Raw genomic sequence first — 19,789 nt, forward strand, 5'->3', positions numbered from 1 at the left:
GATCAACGAGCTCGGCGAGCGGGCCGGTGCCGGGCGGGTCAGCGGCGGAGGGTGAGGATCAGGTCGGCTACCAGGGCGGTCCAGCCGGTCTGGTGCCAGGCGCCCAGGCCGGCGCCGTTGTCGCCGTGGAAGTACTCCGGGAAGGCGATCAGGTCCCGCCAGTCCGGGTGGGTCTGGAACAGCTGCGCCGCCCCGTAGATCGGCCGGCGTCCCCAGTCGTCGCGGGTGAACAGGGCGATCAGCCGGGCGGAGAGGTCGTCGGCGATCTCGTCGAGGGTCTTCTTCACTCCGGAGCGGGTCGGGTACTCGACCTGGAGGTCGTCGCCGAAGAAGGCCGCGTGGTCGCGCAACGCGCTGATCAGCAGGAAGTTCGTCGGCATCCAGATCGGGCCGCGCCAGTTGGAGTTGCCGCCGAACAGGCCGCTGGTCGACTCGGCCGGCTCGTAGCCGACGGAGAACTCCTGGCCGCCGAGGGTGACCGTGAACGGCTTGTCCAGGTGGGCGCGGGAGAGGGTACGCAGGCCGTACTCGGAGAGGAACTCGTCGGTGTCCAGCATCCGGGCGAGCAGCCGGACGATCTGCTCCGGGCCGCACATGGACAGCAGCCGCTGCTGACGGCCGTCCGGGCCGATCCGGCGGGCGCCGATGACCGAGGCGTACTCGGGTCGGTTGGTCAGGAACCAGCGCAGCCGGGCACCCAGTTCGGGCAGCCGGTGCAGGGTACGCGCGGGCAGCCGGGTCACTGCGGCCAGCGGCAGCAGCCCGACCACCGAGCGGACCTTCAGCGGGACCTTGGTGCCGTCGGCGAGCCGCAGCACGTCGTAGAAGAAGGCGTCCTCCTCGTCCCACAACCCCTGGTCGTACGCGGCTGCGGCGATGTACGCGAAGTGTTCGAAGAACTTCGTGGCGGTGTCCACCCAGGTCCGGTCGTGCTCGGCCAGCACGATGGCGATGTCGAGCAGGTTGAGGGCGTACATCGCCATCCAGCCGGTGCCGTCGGACTGCTCCAGCACCCCGGCCACCGGCAGGGCCGCCGACCGGTCGAAGGGGCCGACATTGTCCAGCCCCAGGAAGCCGCCCTCGAAGACGTTGTTGCCGCCGGTGTCCTTGCGGTTGACCCACCAGGTGAAGTTCATCAGCAGCTTGTGCATCATCCGGGCCAGGAAGTCGTGGTCCCGGCTGCCGTCGATCTCGAACACCTTCAACGCGGCCCAGGCGTGCACCGGCGGGTTGACGTCCCCGAAGGCCCACTCGTACGCCGGGATCTGGCCGTTGGGGTGCAGGTACCACTCGCGCAGCAGGAGCAGCAGTTGCTCCTTGGCGAAGCCGGGGTCTACCCGGGCGATGCTCACGCAGTGGAAGGCCAGGTCCCAGGCCGCGTACCAGGGGTATTCCCAGGGGTCCGGCATGGAGATGACGTCGAAGCTGGTCATGTGCCACCAGGCGCTGTTGCGCCCGTGCCGGCGCCCGGCCGGCGGGGTGGAGCCCGGGTCGCCCTCCAACCACCGTTTGACGTCGAAGTGGTAGAACTGCTTGCCCCACATCAGCCCGGCGATGGCCTGCCGGGCGATGGCGGCCTCGTCGGCGCTGGCCTGCTCGGGGATCAATCCGGCGAAGAAGTGGTTCGCCTCGGCCCGCCGGGCCCACACCACGGTCTCGAAGCCGTCACCCAGGTCGGCCGGGGGCGGGTCGCCGTCGCCGGGCGGCGGAGCGGTACGGGTCAGCCGCAGCCGGATCTGTCGCTGCGCCCCGGCCGGCACCTCCAGTACGTAGTGCAGGGCCCCCTTGGTGCCGGTCAGCTCCGGGTTGACCGTGTCCGCCCCGTTCACCACGTGGTCGTTGATGCCGTCCTTCGGGTACGGGGTGCGGCTGGGCAGCCCCCAGAGCCGTTCGGCGTTGCTGTCGTTGTCGCACAGCAGGGGGGTCGGCTCACCGTCGCCCTCCAGCACGATCTGCCCGAGCACCCAGTGCTCGCCGACCAGCCGCCGACCCTGCCCGACCAGGCGGGGCACCCGCTCGTCCGTGCCGGGCAGCCCCCAGCCCCAGGTGTTGCGGAACCACAGGTGCGGCAGTACGTGCAGCCGTTCCGGCTCCGCCCCCCGGTTGGCCACGGTCACCGTGATGCACAGATCCGTCGGGCCGGCCTTGGCGTAGTCGACCGTCACCGCCCAGTACCGGTCGTCGTCGAAGATGCCGGTGTCGACCAGCTCGTACTCGGTGTCGTCCCGGCCGCGCAGGCCGTTGACCGCGACGAGTTCGTCGTACGGGAAGGCGGCCTGGGGGTAGTGGTAGCGCCAGCGCATCCAGGAGTGGGTCGGGGTGGAGTCCTCGTACCACCAGTACTCCTTGACGTCCTCGCCGTGGTTGCCCCCGTCGCCACCGAGACCGAACATCCGCTCCTTGATGATCGGATCGCGCCCGTTCCACAGCGCCAGGGCGAAGCAGAAGGTCTGCCGGTCGTCGCAGACGCCCGCCATGCCGTCCTCGGACCACCGGTAGGCTCGGGACCGCGCGTGGTCGTGGGGGAAGTAGTCCCAGGCTGTGCCGTGCTCGCTGTAGTCCTCCCGTACCGTCCCCCAGGCCCGTTCGGACAGATAGGGACCCCATGCCCGCCAGTCCTGCTCACCGGCATCGGCCTGGGCCAGCCGGACTCGTTCGGCGTCGGGGGCGGAGGGCGAACCGTCAATGATCACCTTTACATCTTCGATGCCGCTGGGGTACTTCACCACAGCGACCATTGTCGTCGTGCCGTGTTACACCTCGCCGCCGGTGGAGGAAAGTTGATCGAGATTCGTTTCGGTACCCAGGTCTGCGGTGAGCTGACCAGCGCCGCCAGTCGGGAGTGGCTGGTGGCCGACGGCCTCGGCGGATACGCGATGGGCACGGTCGCCGGGCTGCGTACCCGCCGCTATCACGGGCTGTTGGTGGTACCGGGAGAAACCCCGGCCTCCCGCAAGGTGGGACTGGCCAGTCTCGATCCGGCCGTGGTGCTGCCCTCCGGGGCCCGGGTACGCCTGGGTGCCCACGAGTGGGCCTCCGGCGACGTGGACCCGCGGGGATTCGAGTTGCTGGAGGGGTTCGACCTGACCGACGGGCTGCCCCGGTGGCGGTGGCGGATCGGCGAGGTGGTGATCGAGCGGGAGCTGGCCATGCTGCCCGGCCGCTCCTGTGTGGCGGTGGTACACCGGCTGGTCAGTGGCGGGCCGGTCGAGCTGGAGTTGGCCGCCGCCTGCACCTGGCGCGACGCGCACGGCGAGCGGCGGGCGGACGGGCCGGCACTGCGAATGGATCCGGTCGAGGGTGGGGCGGTGATCGAGGGGGCGTACCGGCTGTCCGGGCCGGGCTGGACCCCCCAGGGCCACTGGTGGCGGGGCGCCTACCACCGGGAGGAGGCCGCCCGGGGCCTGCATCCGGAGGAGGACCTGTGGTACGCGGGCCAGTTCCGCGACCTGCTGCGCCGGCCGGGCGACACGGTGTCCGTGCTGGCCTGGGCCCAGGACCCCGCCCCGGAACCGCCACCCGCCGTCGAGGTGGTGGCGGCGGCCCGGCGACGCAACCGGGAGGTGGTGGCGGCGGCCAAGCCGACCGACGATGTCGAGGCCACCCTGGCGTTGGCCGCCGACGCCTTCGTCGTGCGTACGAACGACTCGCCGGTGGAGGTGGTCGCCGGGTACCCCTGGTTCGGCGCCTGGTCCCGGGACACGATGATCTCCTACGAGGGGTTGTTCCTCTGCACCGGCCGCGCCGACCTGGGCCGGGAACTGCTGCGCACCTACGCGGGGACCCTGTCGGAGGGGATGCTGGCGAACACTGCCGACACCGGCCGGGTGGAGTACAACACCGTGGACGGCACCCTGTGGTTCCTGCACGCGGTCAGCCGACACGTCACCGTCACCGGTGACACCGACCTGGGGGACGAACTGCTGCCGGCGCTGCGTGAGGTCATCGACGCCCACCTGACCGGCACCCGGTACGGCATCGCAGTGGACCCGGCCGACGGGCTGCTCACCTGCGGGGCCCCCGGGGCCGCCCTGACCTGGATGGACGCCCGGGTGTACGGGGTGCCGGTGACCCCCCGGCACGGCAAACCGGTCGAGGTCAACGCCCTGTGGATCAACGGGTTGGCCGGGGTGGCGGAGCTGACCGAGTTGGCCGGGCAGGACGCCGACGGGCTGCACCGGCTGCACGAGCAGGCGGTCGAGTCGTTCCGGCAGCGCTTCCCCGCTCCGGCCGGTTGGCTGCACGACGTGGTCGACGCGCCCGCGCCCGCGTACCCCCTGGGGGGTGCGGCCGTCCACGACGACGACCTGTTGCGACCCAACCAGCTGCTGGCCTGGTCGTTGCCGAACGCGCCGTTGCGGCCGGACCCGCAGGCGGTGGCTCTGGTCGGCGCGGGGCTGCTCACCCCCCTGGGTCTGCGCAGCCTCTCCCCGGACTCCCCCGGCTTCGCCGGGGGGCACCGGGGCGGGCCGGCCGAGCGGGACCGCGCCTACCACCAGGGCACCGTCTGGCCCTGGCTGATCGGTCCGTACGCCGACGCCGGCCGCCGGGCCGGTCTGTCGGTGGCGGAGCTGTTCACCGGTCTGGAGGCGCACCTGAGCGAGTACGGCCTCGGCTCGGTCAGCGAGACCGCCGACGGCTCGGCCCCGCACACCGCCACCGGTTGCCCCTTCCAGGCCTGGTCGGTGGCGGAACTGCTGCGGGCCCGCCGGTGACACGCACCGACGGGCCCGTAGCGCCCCTGAGGAGGTAGGTTCGGTGGGACGCCCGCACGGGCGTCCCACCGGTCGATCAGTTCAGACCGGCTGCCACGGCGGCCTGGCGGCCACCGACGATCGGCAGGGTGATCCGGGTGCTGTCGAAGTGCACCGTGATCTCGGCGCGGGTCTGCTTGGCCCGGCTGCTGTAGCCGGAGTACGAGCCGAGCAGGACCACACCGATCTGGTGGCCGGCCTCGAAGACGTAGTCCTCGGGCTGCAGCGGGATGTCGACGGCGTTCTTCTCACCCGGCACCAGCGGGGTCGAGGTGTAGAGCGAGTCGAGGTTCAGCCCGTCGTAGATGCCCTTGGTGACCAACTCCTGCGGGTTGCTGGCCACGTTCTTGACGACCTGGCGGTAGCAGGCCTCCTCGTTGTGCCCACCGAAGTTGGCCGACTCGCCCCAGCAGTCCTCGGTGGTCACCGTGCGGACGCCGTCACCGGAGGTGCTGAAGCGCTGCCGGGTGCCGTAGTCGACGAGCAGACCGGCGAAGCTGGTGTCCTCGCCGTTGACCGAGGCCTTGATCCGCACGATCGGGGTGCCGGAGATGTGCAGCGGCGCCTTCAGCGGCTCGGACAGGAACACCAGCCGGTTGTTCTTGTTAGCCGCCGGGTCCGAGGGGTGCCGGATCGCGTTGGTCTGGCTCATCGACGGGGTGTCGGTGAAGGTGGCCTTCTTGTTGCCGGGGCCGGGCTTCACCGAGATGTCGCCGGGGTCGCCGTTGGTGCCGGGGCGCAGCCAGATCTGGGTCGGCTGGGACTTGGGGATCGGCCAGTTGGCGTGGGTCTCCCAGACGTCCGGCAGCCGCTCCAGGTCGACCATCGGCTCACGCATGATGCCGTTGTCGATGCCCTGGAGCCAGAAGTCGAACCAGCGGTGCAGGGTGTCCACCCACTCCGCGCGACGGAAGTCGAACGGGTCGATGTGCCCGGTGCCGGTCAGCCACAGCTTGCGCGGCACGTTGTTCTCGGCCAGGGCGTACCACCACTTGCTGAAGTGGTCGGCCCGCACGTTGTCGTCGTTGATGCCGTGCACCAGCAGGACACTGGCCTTGACCTTGTCGGCGTGCGGCACGTAGTCCCGCTCGGCCCAGAAGTCGCTGTAGTCACCGGTGGCGTCGTCGGCGCCCACGCCGAGCTGGGTCCGCACCGGGGCGCAGTACGCCCGACGGTTCGGGTTGGTGACGGTGTTGGACAGGCTGCCCGAGTAGTTGTTCGCCCGGGTCACCAGACCGTTGCTACGCGAGTAGTCGTACCAGCTGGAGATGGCCGAGATCGGCACGATGGTGGACAGGCCCTCGACGCCGGTGGCGGCGGCGGCGTTGGCCAGGGTGCCGTCGTACGACTTGCCGATCATGCCGGACTTGCCGTTGTGCCAGTTGGCGACGACCTCGTTGCCGTCGGCGTCGACACCCTTGCGGCGGCCGTTGAGCCAGTCGATCGCGGTCGGGGCGCTGATGTTGTCCCCGAGACCGCCGGTGACCGGGCAGCCGGTCGAGTTGTTGGTGCCGATCATGTCGAGCAGCACGACCGCGTAGCCACGCGGCACGAAGTAGTTGTCGTAGAACAGCGGCCACCGGTCGAGCAGGCCGTCGCCGTCCAGGTCGGCCTTGCACTCGGTCTCGTTGCCGCGGCAGACCGTCGAGTAGTAGGGGCTGGCGTCCATGACCACCGGCACCCGCAGGCCCTGGTCGCTGGCCTTCGGCCGGATGATGTCCATCGCCACGACGTCGAGCTCACCGTTGGAGTCGGTGTCGACATCGGAAGTGACGAAGATCCGTTCGCGGATCGCGTCGGCGTAGCCGAAGACCGGCTGGGTGACGCCATCCGCGATGACCAGCTGGTTCGCCTGCGCGGGCTGGGCTAGCGCGGGGGTCACCGGCAGGATGGCCGCGGTCATAGCGACCGCCACCGCACTGCCCCACCATCGCCTCGTGGTTCGCATGCTTCTCCTTCCAGGCACCGGGTGCCGGGCACCGCCCGCCCGTTCTGGCGCACGGGCCATGAGCCCCTCGGTGCTGCGTCGGATAGAACCTACGAACCAGGCCGTGGCAGGTCATCAGACAGTTGCGGGAGGTGCAGACCGGCTGGTGCTACGCCTGTCGCAGAGGTGGGCGCAATGTCGCCTCGCGTCCGTTCCCGGTGACGAGACCGGGAGTACCGACGGGCTTTACAGCCCCGCAATCGGGATGTCTCCGCTGGTTATCCAGCTGCCAGCAGGATTGGTCCTGGGCGGAGAGACAACTCAAAGGGGGCGCGTATGTCACCGGACGCCGACGTGATCGACATCAACCCCGTACGTCCGCAGCGGGTCCTGATGTTGTCCTGGGAGTATCCGCCGGTCCTGGTCGGTGGCCTCGGTCGGCACGTGCACGCTCTGTCGGTGGCCCTGGCCGCCGCCGGCCACGAGGTCACCGTCGTCACCCGCCACGCCGCGGGGGCGCCGCTGTCCGAACACCGCGACGGGGTACGCATCCTGCGGGCCGCCGAGGACCCGGTCACCTTCCCGCTGGCCACCGGATCGCTGCTGGCCTGGACGATGGCGTTCAACCACACCCTGACCCGTACCGCCCTGCACGCCGCCGCCACCGGCGACTTCGATGTCATCCACGCCCACGACTGGCTGGTCGCGCACACCGCGATCACCCTGGCCGAGCATCTGCGCCTGCCCCTGGTGACCACGATGCACGCCACCGAGGCGGGCCGACACCAGGGCTGGCTGCCGGAGGAGATGAACCGCACCATCCACGGTGTAGAGCACTGGCTCAGCACCGCCTCCACCCGGCTGATCACCTGCTCCGGGTACATGCGCGACCAGGTCACCACCCTGTTCGAGGTGCCGCAGGAAAAGGTCACCGTGGTGCCCAACGGGGTGGACGACCGGGCCTGGCGGGCCCGCCCCCGCGCGGTCGCCGCCGCCCGCGCCCGGTTCGCCGCCGACGGCCCGTTGATCGGGTACGCCGGGCGGCTGGTCTACGAGAAGGGGGTGCAGCACCTGGTGGACGCCGTGCCGCAGCTACGCGCCCGGCACCCGGGGCTGCGGGTGCTGATCGCCGGGGACGGACCCTACCGGGGCGAGTTGGAGGAACGGACCCGGCAGCTAGGGCTGGGCGGGACCGTACGCTTCGCCGGGTTCCTGGACAACACCCAACTGCCGGCGGTCCTCGGGGCCACGGACGCGACCGTCGTACCGAGTCTCTACGAGCCGTTCGGGATGGTGGCCCTGGAGGCGGCGGCGGCCGGAGCACCGCTGGCCGTGGCCCGTACCGGTGGCCTGGCCGAGATCGTCGAACCGGGCGTCACCGGGGTGACCTTCCCGCACAGCGACCCACCGGCCCTGGCCGGCGCGGTCGACCAGCTCATCGGCGACGAGGTCTTCGCCCGCCGGGTAGCCCGGCAGGCCCGCAGCATGGTCGGCCGGCGGTACGGCTGGGCCACCATCGCCGCCCGTACCGCCCAGGCCTACGCGGTGGCCCGCCGGGCGCACACCCCGGCACAGACCCGCCGTCCCGCCGTCGACCTGCCGGCCCCCCGGCGGCCGATCGCCATCCCGCACGGCAATCTGCTCGTCGGCACGGCCGCCTGCTAGCTCTGTCGTCCAGCTCTCCGGCCCGCGCCCGCAGTGGTGGGGCGGAGGGCGACAGGTGGTCGGCGAGCCCTGTCGAGCTGAGGGCGCAAACGGATCGCGGCGACCGGCTCCGGCCCGCAGCCTGTGGGGCAGGGCAAGCCCGGACCATCGGCTGCCGAGGTCGGTGCGGGGCACCAGTAGGCTCGGTGCGTGGAGTGGGAACGGCACAACGACGATGACCGACTGCGCGTCTCCGACCGGGAACGGGAGGAGATCGTGGAACTGCTCGGCAAGGCCACGGCCGAAGGCCGACTCACCCTCGACGAGTACACCGATCGGGTCGGCGCGGCCCACGCCGCGCAGACCCGGGGTGAGCTGGCCCGGCTGACCACGGACCTGCCGAACGCCCCCAGCCGCTCCCCCGCCCGCCCCGGCGGGGCGCTCGCCCCGGCGACGGAGAAGCTGCTCGCGGTTTTCGGCAGCGAGGTGCGCAAGGGCGCCTGGCCGGTGCCGGAACACATCGACGCCCGGGCCGTCTTCGGCGACTGCCGGATCGAGTTGCACGAGGCCCGGCTGCCCCGGCAGGTGACCACCATCGAGGCGAACGTGATCTTCGGCAGCATCACCATCGTCGTACCGGAAGGCACCGAGGTCCGGCTCACCGGCTCTGCGGTCTTCGGGGACAAGAAGTCGAAGCTGAGCGGCCCGGTCACCCCCGGCGCTCCGATCGTCGAGGTGCGCTGCCGCGTCGTCTTCGGTGACGTGACCGTCCGCCCGCCCCGCAAGCGCTGGAGATGATCTGATCAACTCCCCCGCTGGCCGACATGCCGCGCGGGGGCGCGCCCGGGTAGATGGTCGCTAGCGTCCAGCACGCACTCCTCGGCACCCCGAGCCCTGCGCTTGGGATGCACCGACAACAGGTAGCACATGTGCTACGTTGGGTGTATGTACGAGGTTGGGTTGCGGGAGATGCGGCAGAACGCAAGCGACCTGGTTCGTCGCGCGCAGGGGGGCGAACGGGTGACGATCACCGTCGCCGGGCGCCCGGCAGCCGTGCTGGGCCCGGTCAGTCCTCGAACCTGGCGTGAGTGGGACGACCTTGCCGGCGTTTTCGACCAACCCACAGACCCGGGGTGGGCAAGTGATCGGGACCTGCTCGACGACGCCGTCACCGATCCGTGGGTTGAGCGGTGAGTCGCGGCATCCTCGACACCAGCATCCTTATCGCCAACGATGTGACTCCGATTCCCGGGGAACTGGCTATCAGCGTCGCCAGCCTCGCCGAACTTCAGTTCGGTGTCCTGGTCGCGAAATCCGCTGAGGCGAGGGCACTCCGGTTGGCGCGGTTGAGCGCCATTCAACGTCGATTTGATCCGCTGCCCATCGACGACGCCATCGCCGACAGCTACGCACGATTGGCGGCACGCGTCGTCGAGACCGGCCGCCAGCCGCGAGCCAGGGTGATGGACCTGCTCATCGCAGCAACCGCACACGCCCATGATGCCGCCGTGTACACCCGCAACGCCGACGACCTTGCAGGACTCGAAGACCTCATCACGATCCACACGATCTGACTCCACAGCCCGCCAGTGGCACGCGGTGCAGGTCAGCCGGGCTCGCCGCTGGGGTGGGTGGCCCCCTGTCGAGCTGAACCGGTTGTGCTATCCCGCAGGGCGTCGTCGCGGCGGCCACGGATCTGCCACCTGGGCCGTGACCCGTTCGCGCCATCAGCTCGACAGGGCCCGCCTGCCCCACCCGACGCAGCGAGCGGGCCTGTCGTCGGCAGCCCTACGACAGGATCGCCGCCGCCGTTTTCGACCGCGTGGCGGTATCCCGACCGAGCGGTATCCCGACCGAGCGGTATCCCGCCAGTACCGACGCCTCCGGTGGAGCTTCGCTGACTCCCGCCGTTTCGCCGAAACGGCGGGGTTCGGAGCGGTGGGATACCGCCGTTTCGGCGAAACGGAGTCGATCACCGGGTCAACCGGCCGCGCTGGCCAGCGCGGCGGCCTGGCTGCCCGAGTCCTGTCCCGGATCACGGCCCGGATCGCGGCCCAGGTCGTGGCCCGGGTCCTGGCCCGGGTCCTGGCCCGGATCGTGGCTCGGGTCTTTCTCGTCGCGCGGCCGCACTCAGCGGGACAGGTACTGCGCGGCCCACTCCTCGAAGGAGGTGAGCGGGATGCCCAGGTCCCGGGCGAACTCCGGGCGGGCGGGCTGCCCGGCCACCTCCACGAAGCGGTGCGAGACCGCCCCGAACGCCGGCATGCCGGCCGCCAGCGCCTCCTCGTCGGTCATCCTCGGCGCGGTCAGCTGCACACCCAGGGCGCGCGACATGACCTCGGCGATCTCCGTCATCGTCCGGTAGTCGCTGGCCAGTTCCAACTCGACCTGGTGGAAGCGCTCCGGTGCCGCGATCGCCGCCGCCGCCGCTCGACCGATGTCGTCGACCGCGACCAGGGACAACCGGGTCTCCGGCCGCAGTACGGTCACCAGCCCGCCCTCGACGCCCCGGGGAAGCAGGTAGGCCATCGAGGGCAGGAAGTTCTCCATGAACCACCCCGGCTTGATCAGGGTCCAGTGCTGGAACCCGGCCGTGCGTACCCGATCCTGGATCGCGGTCTTGGCGTCGTAGTAGGGCTTCAGGGCCGCCCACCGGCCCTCGTGCCAGCCGGGGGCCTCGGCCTGCTGCCCGGCGCCGGAGACCGACGTGTGCACGAACTGTGGCACCCCGGCGGCGAGTGCCGCCTCGATCAGGTTGACCCCCTGGGTCACCTCGCCGTCGAAGTCGAGGGACTCCCCCTTCAGCTCGGGCATCTGGACCGAGAAGACCGCGCGGGCTCCCTCCGCGGCCGCGATCAGGGAGCCACGATCGTTGAGGTCACCGGTCCGCAGATCGGCGCCGAGCGCGGCGACGGCGCGCGCCCGGTCGCTCTCCGGGTCACGGACCAACGCTCGGACGGGTACGCCCGCTGCCCGTAACGCGCGGACGGTCGCGCCGCCCTGTCGGCCGGTGGCGCCGACGACCAGGACGGGTACGAGTTCGTTGGACATGAGACCCCTCTCGCTAAACGGCGTGGCCCGCCGTTTCTACTCCGGTAAGATACGGCGGACCCCGCCACTTAGCAACCTCGGAGGTGAGAGACCATGACCGCTGCGCAGCGCGCCGACGCGCGGCGCAACTACGCCCGCCTGCTCGCCGTCGCGGTGGAGGAGGTTGCCGCACACGGTGCCGACGCCTCCCTGGAGCAGATCGCCCGCGTCGCCGGAGTGGGCTCAGGCACCGTACGGCGGCACTTCCCCAGCCGCCACGCACTGCTGGCGGCGGTCTTCCGCGAGCGCGTCGAGGCCCTCGCGGCGCACGCCGCCGACCGGGCCGAACGAGTCGACCCGCGTGCCGCGCTGCTGGAGTGGCTCAGGGCCGTCATCGCCTCCGCCACCACCATCAGCGGATTGGCCGAGGCACTGAATCGCGACCGGGTGGCCGGCCCCGACGACACCCACGTCTACTGCGCCTGCGCGCAACTCACCGCCGCGGGCGAGCCACTGGTCCGGCGCGCGTCCGCCGCCGGGGCCCTCGCGCCGGGGGTGACGATCGACGACCTGCTCACCCTGATGACCGGCATCGCGCTGGCCACCACCCACCACCCCGACCCCGCCGCCGAGGCCGCCCGCCTGCTCGACCTGGCCATCACCGGCATCAGTCCCCGGACCGGCTCGACGCTGGCCGACTCGGCGACCTCGGATACGGATGGTGGGCGGTAGTCACAGGGACCGCCGGTGTAGCCGGGTGCGCGGGAAGGGGCTCCGGCCCTCACTGGTGGGGGCGCCGCGCCACATCCGCCAGATCACCGGCCCTTCCGTGGGCAGCACGATGGTGGGGCCGGCGTGGTAGCCGAGGCGGAGGTAGAGCCGCCGGTTACGCATGTTGCTGGCCTCCAGGTACACCGGCAGGCCGAGCTGGTCGAGACGACGGTGCTGGTCGGCGAGCAGCGCGGCGCCGATGCCCCGGTTCTGCCGGGTCGGGGCGACGGCCAGGTAGGCGAGGTAGTGGTGCGGGTCGTCGGGGTGGAAGGCGTCGAACATCTCCTCCAGCAGCACGAACTTCGGGGCGTACGGGCCCGCGATGCGTTCCAGCGTCGCCAGTCGACTGTGGGTGTCGACCGGGGTGGGTTCGAGGCGGGGGTACCAGATCGCGACGGCCGTCTGGTCGCCGGTGGTGTAGACCTGCCCGTGTTCCAGTCCGTGCTGGAAGGCGTCGGCGAAGTACTCGTAGTAGACGGTCCGCCGGTCGACCGGGTCGGGAATGAGCCAGTCGGCGAGGGGGCCTTCGTGGAACGCCTCGGCGAGTACGCCGACCAGCGGCCCGGCGTCGGCCTCGGCGGCGGGGCGGACGAGCAGATCGTGATTGCTGACGGTCACGGCTTCTCCCTGGTCAGGCGGGTTGGCGGAGGCTGTCGGGGGCACGCAGGGGTCCGGTGTCGCGGTCCGCGCCCAGGCCGACTGCGGCGTACACCTCGGGGTTTGTGGTGCGCAGGGCCAGCGCCCACCCGATGCCGAGCAGCGCGACGGCGGCGTACCCGGCGGGGAACGCCCAGCGCAGCGGCGAGTCCGGTGCGACGCCGAGCAGGGTGGCGAACTCCCGCAGCGTCACGGTGAGGATCCCGCCCAGCGCGACCGTGGCCAGGCCCGGTGCGATCAGTGACCGCCAGGGTCCTTCGGTGTGGGTGATGCGGGCGAAGAAGCCGATCACGGCGGCGGAGGTGACCGTCATCAGGATCAGCACCCCTAGCCCACCGGTGACGGTGACCCAGAAGAACAGGTGCACGATCGGGTCGGCCCCGGCCACGGCGTAGCCGACCAGCACGGCGAAGGCGAGCCCACTCTGGACGAGGGAGCCGACCTTCGGGGCGCCGGTACGCCGGCTGGTGCGACCGAACACGGCGGGCAGCACCCGTTCCCGGCCGAGCGCGAACAGGTACCGGGCCACGGTGTGGTGGAAGCTGAGCAGCGCGGCGAACAGCGAGGTGATGAAGAGGACCCGGGCGACGGTGACGATGCTGTCGGCCAGGTACGGCGACACCAGATTGAAGATCAGGTCGGTGCCGTCGGCGCGGGCCGCCGCCACGATGCGGTCCGGGCCGGTGGCCACCGACATCGCCCAGGCGGAGAGCCCGTACAGCAGGCCGGTGACGGCGACCGCGATGTAGGTGGCGCGGGCGATGGTGCGCCGTGGGTCCTTGGTCTCCTCGCTGAACACGACGGTGCCCTCGAAGCCGACGAACCCGGTGATCGCGGTGACCAGGGCCGCGCCGATGCCGGCGGCGAAGACGTGCGAGGGGGCTAGGGTGTCGAAGCTGACGGTCCCGTCGGCCGGGTGGGTGACCATGATGGCGTCGAAGGTCAGGGCGACGACGCATTCGGCGACCAGGACGACGGCGAGGACCCGGCCGTTGAGGTCGATCCGGGCGACGCCGAGCACCGCGACGACCGCCCACACCGCGAGGGCGCAGGCCCACCAGGTCAGGTCGACGCCGTACCGGTCGTTGAGGAACTGGGCGGTGACGGCGCCGGCCCCACCGTAGAGCCCGATCTGCATGGCGTTGTATGCGAGCAGCGCGACCATGGCGGCACCGACCCCGGCCGGGCGACCGAGCCCCCGGGTGACGTAGGTGTAGAAGGCGCCCGCGTTGACGATCCGGCGGGACATGGCCACATAGCCGACCGCGAACAACGCCAGCACGGCCGCCACCAGCAGATAGGACACCGGGATGCCGGTGACCCCGGTGACGGCGTACCCGGTGGTCGCGCCGCCCGCGACGACGGTGAGCGGCGCGGCGGCGGCGATGACGAAGAACACCACCGACGGGATACCGAGCCGCCCACGCGCGAGGACGGCGGAGACGGTGTCGGGTTTCGAGTGGGACATGGGTTCTCTCTCGACGAGAAGGGATGAACGGAGGGTGGTCAGGTGGTGCGGTGACTCAGTACGGCGCTGCCGACGACGGCACCGAGGTCGGCCAGCAGGTCCCGCAGCGGCGGCGGGGCCTGTTCGACCTGCTGGCGCAGGAACGCACGGACGGCGAGGGGTGTGCCGTCGAGCAGGATCGGATCGAGCTGGGTGTGCACCGCCAGACCGGCGAGGGCAACATCGAAGGCGTTCAGGTGTTGGTGGTTGCGCAGCTGGAAGGAGAGCCGGGCCCACGACCAGGCGGCCGTGTTCATGTCCGCCGGTACGTACACGGTGCGCTGTCGCCACAGCCGACCGACCTGCTGCTGACGGAGCAGCCCGAGCTGCCACATCCGGGTGGCCACCTGCTGGTAGGCGTCCGTGGCGAAATACGCCAACCAGGTACGGGTCTCGGTGTGACGCGGCTCCGCGATCAGGCGATCGAGGACGAGGTGTTGCAGCCAGTCCTTAGGCGGGAAGGTGTTGATCACCCGTAGGCGCCGGCCCTCGAAGGTGACCCGGCCCTCGCCGTACAGCTCGGCGAGCAGCGCGGCGGACAGGCCGTACGCCGTCGCCGACTCGAACAGCCGCGACCGGCCGGTCTGGTCGTCGTGCGCCAGGTAGAAGAACTCGTCGGCGAGCCGTACGGTGCTCGGCATCGCGGCGCTGCCGACGGCACGCACCGGCCGGGCCGGCTGCTCCCGCAGGTGTGGGGCGTAGTCGTCGCCGTGGGGTGTGGTGTTCACCGCGGCTGGCCTTCCTCGGTCGAATCGTCGATGGGAAACCCGAGCCGCCGAAGGAGCTTTCGGCCGCCGGGATGACGGCCGAGTTCCTCGACCGCCCAGGCGTGCTGCCCGCACCCGCCGCCCTGACAGTGGAAGCAGGTGCGCCCGTCGCGGTGCTGAAGCACGGTGTTGCGCGCGGCCTCGAAGCGATCGACAGGCCGGTCACCGTCGTCGGTCCCGGTCACCTCGCCTGCCTCCGGGCACGCAGCGCGGCCACCTTGACCCGCACCTCCATGCAGGGCGGATGCCGGTCGACGTGCGGGTACTCGCACTCCGGCCGGTGACCGAGCACCCACACCCACTCGTCCGCCCGATTCGGCAGCTCACGGACGCACGCGACCGTGACGGCCACGGCGGTGCCGGGGGTCAGGTCGCGCCCGTACGACCAGTCACCCGGATCGAGCCGCAGCAGCGTCCCCGCCGCAACCTCAGGCACCGCCTGCCCCATGCTCCACCCCCTCCTGCCCGCCCCGCCCGGATTGCCCGCCCTGGTCGCCACCCCCGCTGTTTCGGGGTTGATCAAGAGGTTTTGGTCTTCGGGAGTGCCCATCGGCGACCAAAACCTCTTGATCACCTGGGCGGGTGGGGGCCGAGGTGTGGCGGGTGGGGTGGAGGCCGAACGGGGGGAACGGGTGGTCGGCGTTGGCCGGAACGAACCACTTGAGGCGCACTGCCATCACCTTTCTGCGAGAGATGCGCGGCCGGGCCTTCCCTGGCGCCGACCGCGCACCCCGACGGGGTGGGTGCGGGGACCGCTCCGATCGGGGGAAGCGGTGCGATCCCCGCACCCGGTTCGCGGCGCCTGCGGGCGGCACGGTGGGGCGGGTGAGTCCTCAACGGACAGCCGCTGGCAGTCCACAAGTGAGGTTTTGCTGTCGCCGGGGATGCCGGACAACTTGCTGAGAGTCATCGTCTGGCTGCGATAGGGCAGAATGCAATGCAGCACATCAATTCAAATCATGAAAGGGATTGCACATTAGCGCCTTCACAAGACGTTAGCCCTGGTCAGGGCAGCAATGCGCACAACGTGATCAAGTGGCCCATCGTTTGTATGCTGCTGTTTGGCAAAGTGGTGATAGGAGGCTCCGTGTCCGACACGGACGGATCGGCCCTGTTGAGGCGGAGGATCGGCCGCAAGATGGCGGCCCTCCGCAGAGAGACAGGGATGAGTCAGGAGAGGGCTGCCATCCTTCTCCAACGCAGCCCCGCAACGATCCACCGAATCGAAGCCGGCGACCCCCGCATCAAGTTCCGCGACATCGAGATCAAGGCGATGTGCGAGCTGTACGAGGCCAGCGCCGAAGACCGCGCCGAACTACTCGCCCTCGGCGGCGAAACCCGCACCAAGGGCGCCAGCGCCTGGTGGCACGACTACACCAACACCCGCCTACCGAGCTGGTTCGGGTTGTTCGTCAGGCTGGAAAGTAGTGCCGAGCGAATCCGGGAGTACGGCCCCGAAGCGGTGCCCGGACTCCTCCAAACCCGTGAATACGCCACGGCCGTGACGGGTGTGCCGAAGGGCCTCATCGACCCCGAGGATGTAAAGCGGCAGGTCGACTTCCGGATGGAGCGTCAACGCCTGCTCACCAACCCGCGACCACCGCACCTTGCGGTCGTGTTGGGCGAAGGCGCCATCCGACGAGCCGTCGGCGGGCCGGAGGTCATGGCAGCCCAGCTTCAACACCTGCTCGATGTCAGCCGGTCCCCCAGCGTGACGATCAGGATCCTCCCCTTCGCAGCCGGGGCGCATGGCGGCATGACGTCCGCGTTCTTCATCTTGGAGTTCCCGAATGTGCCCGGCACCTCGGAACCCCTTGAGCCACCGCTGGTCTACGTCGACAGCCTCACCGGTGCGCTCTACCTCGACAAGGCAACCGAGGTCGCGGCGTACAAACTCGCGTGGGACGACGTGACCTCACGAGCACTCGACGAGGAGTCGTCGAGGACGTTGATAACCGCAACAATGGAGGCATTCACCCGTGGCTGACACGACTGTCCAGTGGCGCAAGAGCAGCCGCAGCGGCAACCAGGGAGCCTGCGTCGAGGTCGCCGACGCGCTGCCCGGTGGCGGCGTGGGCGTCCGCGACAGCAAGGACCCCAACGGCCCCGTACTGACCTTCTCCCCCACCTCCTGGACCACCTTCACCACCAGCCTGCGTTCCCCCACCCCGTAACCCGCAGCAAAGCAAACCACCCACCTCTTGCTGATGGTGGCCGCCGAGTCGGCGGCCACCATCAGCTCAGGAGAAGACGTTCCCGAGGATCCTGAAGTAGGGCACGGCCTGCTCGGTCCACGCTGGCATGCGAGGCTGAGTAGGTGACCTACCCGCTTGCGCATCGCGTCTACGACACCTGCATTTGACCGGACGGTTCCGTCTGTCTTCCGGACAGGTCAGCGAACAAGTACTTCGACACGTACTTGTTCGAGGGACAGCCGGATCTGTTACGTGAGGCCGTCGAGGCTACGGTGGCCCTGCTGCCCGAGTGCGACGTGTTGGCGGGGATGGAGATGGGCGGCACTCCCTTGACCACTGTGATGTCGCAGCCGACCGGGCTTCCCACCGTCTTCGTGCGCGATCGCGCCAAGGAGTACGGCACCACCAAAGGTCCCCCGATGGCGATCCGCGAACGGGCGGCGGGGCGTCCTGATCAAAGCGGCACGACCACCGGAAGCGCGCTACTGGCGTCGTTGAGACAGCTCCGCGCCATCGGTGCCCGGGTGGACACGGTGGTCTGCGCCATCGACCGCGAGTAGGGCGGTCGCGAGAACCTGTCAGCCGAGGCGCTACAACTCCACACCGCCTTACCCGTCGCGACCTGAAAGCCGCCCTGACGGCCTGACAGCTCCGCTGCCGCTCGCTTTGCGAAGAGCGAGCTTCGGTGTTGCGTGTCAAATCGGCGACACCCTTTGCCGATACTTCCGTGGCTTGCTCCCGTGTCTCATCATGGGTGTCGTGCCCAAACGACTCTGGACCATCTCTGCGCTCTTTCTGATCATCATTGCCTCGCTGGTCATGATCTTCAGTGGAAGCCTTGATGGTGCCGCAGCCTGGGCAAACATCATCGCGCTGCCAGTAGCGATCACTGGGGTGACCTTGACGCTTCGCGGACTAAGTGATGTTCGGGCAGGGTCAAGAGCGCAAGATCGGAATACGCTTGGTCGCCCGATGTCGCCGGCCTCCGGCGCGCACGGCAACACGCAGATCGGTTTTGCCCAGCGTGATCAAATTAACGTGGGGCGCGACTACTATGGCTCGCGCTCCGACGGCAGGTGACCAGCGTGGGGGATCAGGTTGGCTACGCCGAACGGGACCAAGCTAATGCCGCACGCGATGCCTACGTCAATTGCACGTTCAATGGATCGAGAGTCGGCGACGACCAAGTCGCAGCTGAGTCGCCGGAATCCGGTTCAGGTGCTGCGGCGACAGCAACAGGCGGCGGGATCGGCGTCATCGCCATCCTTGGGATTCTTGCCTACTTTCTCTTTGGGGGAAATGAGCCATTCCCGACCGAATCGGACCCATGGCCAGATGGCGTGACGCAGCAAGCTGTGGCTGCGGCTGCAAGCGACTGGCTCGATAGGTGCCAAAAGTCCGATTCTCCAAGCCCCGCCAACTGCCCTCAGTCCCTCGTAGAAACCTCGGGCAACGTTTCCAAGGTCCACTGGACATTCTATGGAAATCCCGTCGAAGCTGTGGTGATCCACTACAACGAGGCTGAGACCCGCTTCGACGTGTTGGGGACGGTCGTGGTGGCAGCCGACTACACGGTCCGCAAGGAGTCACGCCGCGTGGTGACGCCAATGAAGTACTGGGCGAAGGTGCACTGGGTGGATGGGCGGCTCGATGTGCAGGAGATCAAAGAACACTCAGCCTTGGGCGATCCCGAAATAGCAAAACAAGATCCGAAGCAGGCATGGGACCCCGTGGCGGCAAAGCTGAAGGATGCATTCACACAGTGCGTGCGCGGTGCCGGCTCTGGCATGCCAGCCGGATGTCCGGACTGGCGTCCGCCATCGGGTGCCACAAAGATCGAGTGGTCCTTGACGGGCGATCCACTCTTGACGGCACGCGCTTCGTTTGACCCGAAATTCGGTATCCTGCATGTAAAGGGCACCTACGGATTGACAGTGCGCTACAAATCGCTCGGATCCGCGAAGGGCGAGAACCGTACAACCAACTACGATGCCATCATCGCTCCGACGCCAACAGGGCCGGTAGTCCTTGAGATCAAGGAAGCGATCTAAAAGCGGCGCGGTAGCCGCTATCAGTGGCGGCGTCAGGCAGCGACGTGCGCACGGGGCGACATGAGGGCCCACTGTGCAACCGAAAGGCCGGTGTCCCACCGCATGAAGACATCGTACCTTGCGGTGATGCCAACCACACACAGCTTCACTACGGACCAGGTTGACGCCGCGATTGATTATGTTGTGACCAATGGCGCAGAGGACCGCGGTCAGACAGTCTCTTACTCGCGGGTCTTCGAGGCCGCTGGCCTGCCGTCGCCTCAGAACCTACATTTTGGGGGCGAGTCTCATCTCGTAACCACATTCATGGAGCAGTTCCACCACCGGTGCGCCGCCAGGGGTCTTCCTCCACTTGACTCCCTCGTCGTCCACGTCGCTGGACCTCGAGAGGGTTTCCCGGGGACTGGCTACTTCAGAGTTAATCGTCAGGCGGACCCGCTGGCTGAGAGGACGCGGCCCGAGGCCCAGGCGACAGCCACCATGTTC

19 protein-coding genes are annotated in these 19,789 nt (G+C 69.5%); 11 read left to right on the forward strand and 8 right to left on the reverse strand.

Going from position 1 to position 19,789, the window contains the following annotated elements:
- Positions 1 to 38: 38 nt before the first annotated feature.
- Entirely contained in the window at positions 39 to 2,738 is a 2,700-nt protein-coding gene (locus ACGFIK_RS06530) for a glucosidase (protein WP_393338031.1), read from the reverse strand.
- 42 nt (positions 2,739 to 2,780) lie between these two features.
- Here ACGFIK_RS06530 and ACGFIK_RS06535 point away from each other — a divergent pair, with 42 nt between their 5' ends.
- The gene (locus ACGFIK_RS06535; protein WP_393338033.1) at positions 2,781 to 4,715 is read left to right on the forward strand and encodes an amylo-alpha-1,6-glucosidase; all 1,935 of its coding nucleotides are present in this window, start codon (positions 2,781 to 2,783) and stop codon (positions 4,713 to 4,715) included.
- Between the two features lie 76 nt (positions 4,716 to 4,791).
- On the opposite strand, the gene ACGFIK_RS06540 is transcribed toward ACGFIK_RS06535, so the two are convergent.
- Positions 4,792 to 6,702 carry a Xaa-Pro dipeptidyl-peptidase gene (locus ACGFIK_RS06540; RefSeq protein WP_393338035.1) on the reverse strand — a complete coding sequence of 637 codons (1,911 nt, stop codon included), beginning with the start codon at positions 6,700 to 6,702 and terminating at the stop codon, positions 4,792 to 4,794.
- 315 nt (positions 6,703 to 7,017) lie between these two features.
- Between ACGFIK_RS06540 and ACGFIK_RS06545 the strand changes: the two genes are divergently transcribed.
- The 4 genes from ACGFIK_RS06545 (at position 7,018) to ACGFIK_RS06560 (ending at position 9,899) form a co-directional block, all read left to right on the forward strand.
- On the forward strand, positions 7,018 to 8,346 hold the full coding sequence (locus ACGFIK_RS06545) for a glycosyltransferase family 4 protein (protein ID WP_393338037.1): 1,329 nt from the start codon (positions 7,018 to 7,020) through the stop codon (positions 8,344 to 8,346).
- 189 nt (positions 8,347 to 8,535) lie between these two features.
- Positions 8,536 to 9,123 (forward strand): DUF1707 domain-containing protein, encoded by a 588-nt coding sequence (locus tag ACGFIK_RS06550; RefSeq protein WP_393338040.1) that lies wholly within the window; start codon positions 8,536 to 8,538, stop codon positions 9,121 to 9,123.
- 147 nt (positions 9,124 to 9,270) lie between these two features.
- A complete protein-coding gene (locus ACGFIK_RS06555) occupies positions 9,271 to 9,519 on the forward strand; it encodes a type II toxin-antitoxin system Phd/YefM family antitoxin (RefSeq protein ID WP_102660696.1) in 249 nt (82 codons plus the stop codon).
- Positions 9,516 to 9,899 (forward strand): PIN domain-containing protein, encoded by a 384-nt coding sequence (locus tag ACGFIK_RS06560; protein ID WP_327025115.1) that lies wholly within the window; start codon positions 9,516 to 9,518, stop codon positions 9,897 to 9,899. Before ACGFIK_RS06555 ends, ACGFIK_RS06560 begins: the two co-directional genes overlap by 4 nt.
- 556 nt (positions 9,900 to 10,455) lie before the next feature.
- On the opposite strand, the gene ACGFIK_RS06565 is transcribed toward ACGFIK_RS06560, so the two are convergent.
- On the reverse strand, positions 10,456 to 11,376 hold the full coding sequence (locus tag ACGFIK_RS06565) for an NmrA family NAD(P)-binding protein (protein WP_393338043.1): 921 nt from the start codon (positions 11,374 to 11,376) through the stop codon (positions 10,456 to 10,458).
- A gap of 93 nt (positions 11,377 to 11,469) precedes the next feature.
- On the opposite strand from ACGFIK_RS06565, the gene ACGFIK_RS06570 reads away from it, so the two are divergent.
- Positions 11,470 to 12,087: a TetR/AcrR family transcriptional regulator gene (locus tag ACGFIK_RS06570; RefSeq protein ID WP_393338046.1), complete on the forward strand. Its 618-nt coding sequence runs from the start codon at positions 11,470 to 11,472 to the stop codon at positions 12,085 to 12,087.
- Here the strand turns inward: ACGFIK_RS06570 and ACGFIK_RS06575 are convergent, their stop codons facing one another.
- The 5 genes from ACGFIK_RS06575 to ACGFIK_RS06595 are packed head-to-tail and all read right to left on the reverse strand — an operon-like array spanning position 12,088 to position 15,493.
- Positions 12,088 to 12,744, reverse strand: coding sequence for a GNAT family N-acetyltransferase (locus ACGFIK_RS06575; RefSeq protein WP_393338048.1), 657 nt, complete (start codon positions 12,742 to 12,744; stop codon positions 12,088 to 12,090). It lies immediately after the preceding gene.
- A 13-nt stretch (positions 12,745 to 12,757) separates the two neighbouring features.
- The gene (locus ACGFIK_RS06580) at positions 12,758 to 14,251 is read right to left on the reverse strand and encodes an APC family permease (RefSeq protein ID WP_393338050.1); all 1,494 of its coding nucleotides are present in this window, start codon (positions 14,249 to 14,251) and stop codon (positions 12,758 to 12,760) included.
- Positions 14,252 to 14,289: 38 nt separating this feature from the next.
- Positions 14,290 to 15,018, reverse strand: coding sequence for a GPP34 family phosphoprotein (locus tag ACGFIK_RS06585; RefSeq protein WP_393338053.1), 729 nt, complete (start codon positions 15,016 to 15,018; stop codon positions 14,290 to 14,292).
- Positions 15,015 to 15,242 carry a hypothetical protein gene (locus ACGFIK_RS06590; RefSeq protein ID WP_393338055.1) on the reverse strand — a complete coding sequence of 76 codons (228 nt, stop codon included), beginning with the start codon at positions 15,240 to 15,242 and terminating at the stop codon, positions 15,015 to 15,017. Before ACGFIK_RS06590 ends, ACGFIK_RS06585 begins: the two co-directional genes overlap by 4 nt.
- Positions 15,239 to 15,493 (reverse strand): hypothetical protein, encoded by a 255-nt coding sequence (locus ACGFIK_RS06595; protein WP_393338058.1) that lies wholly within the window; start codon positions 15,491 to 15,493, stop codon positions 15,239 to 15,241. Before ACGFIK_RS06595 ends, ACGFIK_RS06590 begins: the two co-directional genes overlap by 4 nt.
- Before the next feature lie 651 nt (positions 15,494 to 16,144).
- Here ACGFIK_RS06595 and ACGFIK_RS06600 point away from each other — a divergent pair.
- The 5 genes from ACGFIK_RS06600 to ACGFIK_RS06620 all read left to right on the forward strand — a co-directional run bounded on the left by ACGFIK_RS06600 (position 16,145) and on the right by ACGFIK_RS06620 (position 19,303).
- On the forward strand, positions 16,145 to 17,044 hold the full coding sequence (locus tag ACGFIK_RS06600; RefSeq protein ID WP_393338060.1) for a helix-turn-helix domain-containing protein: 900 nt from the start codon (positions 16,145 to 16,147) through the stop codon (positions 17,042 to 17,044).
- Entirely contained in the window at positions 17,037 to 17,231 is a 195-nt protein-coding gene (locus tag ACGFIK_RS06605) for a DUF397 domain-containing protein (RefSeq protein WP_393338062.1), read from the forward strand. Before ACGFIK_RS06600 ends, ACGFIK_RS06605 begins: the two co-directional genes overlap by 8 nt.
- A 293-nt stretch (positions 17,232 to 17,524) precedes the next feature.
- Positions 17,525 to 17,812 (forward strand): hypothetical protein, encoded by a 288-nt coding sequence (locus ACGFIK_RS06610; RefSeq protein ID WP_393338064.1) that lies wholly within the window; start codon positions 17,525 to 17,527, stop codon positions 17,810 to 17,812.
- 199 nt (positions 17,813 to 18,011) lie between these two features.
- On the forward strand, positions 18,012 to 18,332 hold the full coding sequence (locus ACGFIK_RS06615; protein ID WP_393338066.1) for a hypothetical protein: 321 nt from the start codon (positions 18,012 to 18,014) through the stop codon (positions 18,330 to 18,332).
- Positions 18,333 to 18,337: 5 nt separating this feature from the next.
- Entirely contained in the window at positions 18,338 to 19,303 is a 966-nt protein-coding gene (locus tag ACGFIK_RS06620; protein WP_393338068.1) for a hypothetical protein, read from the forward strand.
- Positions 19,304 to 19,789: the final 486 nt, after the last annotated feature.

Origin of the sequence: Micromonospora sp. NPDC048871, assembly GCF_043198155.1 — a bacterium.
Taxonomy (GTDB): Bacteria; Actinomycetota; Actinomycetes; order Mycobacteriales; family Micromonosporaceae; genus Micromonospora.

Coding starts and splice junctions, on each gene's coding strand:
- ACGFIK_RS06565 (WP_393338043.1), bottom strand. CDS start 11,376: ATGTCCAACGAACTCGTACCCGTCCTGGTCGTCGGCGCCACCGGCCGA.
- ACGFIK_RS06530 (WP_393338031.1), bottom strand. CDS start 2,738: ATGGTCGCTGTGGTGAAGTACCCCAGCGGCATCGAAGATGTAAAGGTG.
- ACGFIK_RS06540 (WP_393338035.1), bottom strand. CDS start 6,702: ATGCGAACCACGAGGCGATGGTGGGGCAGTGCGGTGGCGGTCGCTATG.
- ACGFIK_RS06555 (WP_102660696.1), top strand. CDS start 9,271: ATGTACGAGGTTGGGTTGCGGGAGATGCGGCAGAACGCAAGCGACCTG.
- ACGFIK_RS06580 (WP_393338050.1), bottom strand. CDS start 14,251: ATGTCCCACTCGAAACCCGACACCGTCTCCGCCGTCCTCGCGCGTGGG.
- ACGFIK_RS06570 (WP_393338046.1), top strand. CDS start 11,470: ATGACCGCTGCGCAGCGCGCCGACGCGCGGCGCAACTACGCCCGCCTG.
- ACGFIK_RS06545 (WP_393338037.1), top strand. CDS start 7,018: ATGTCACCGGACGCCGACGTGATCGACATCAACCCCGTACGTCCGCAG.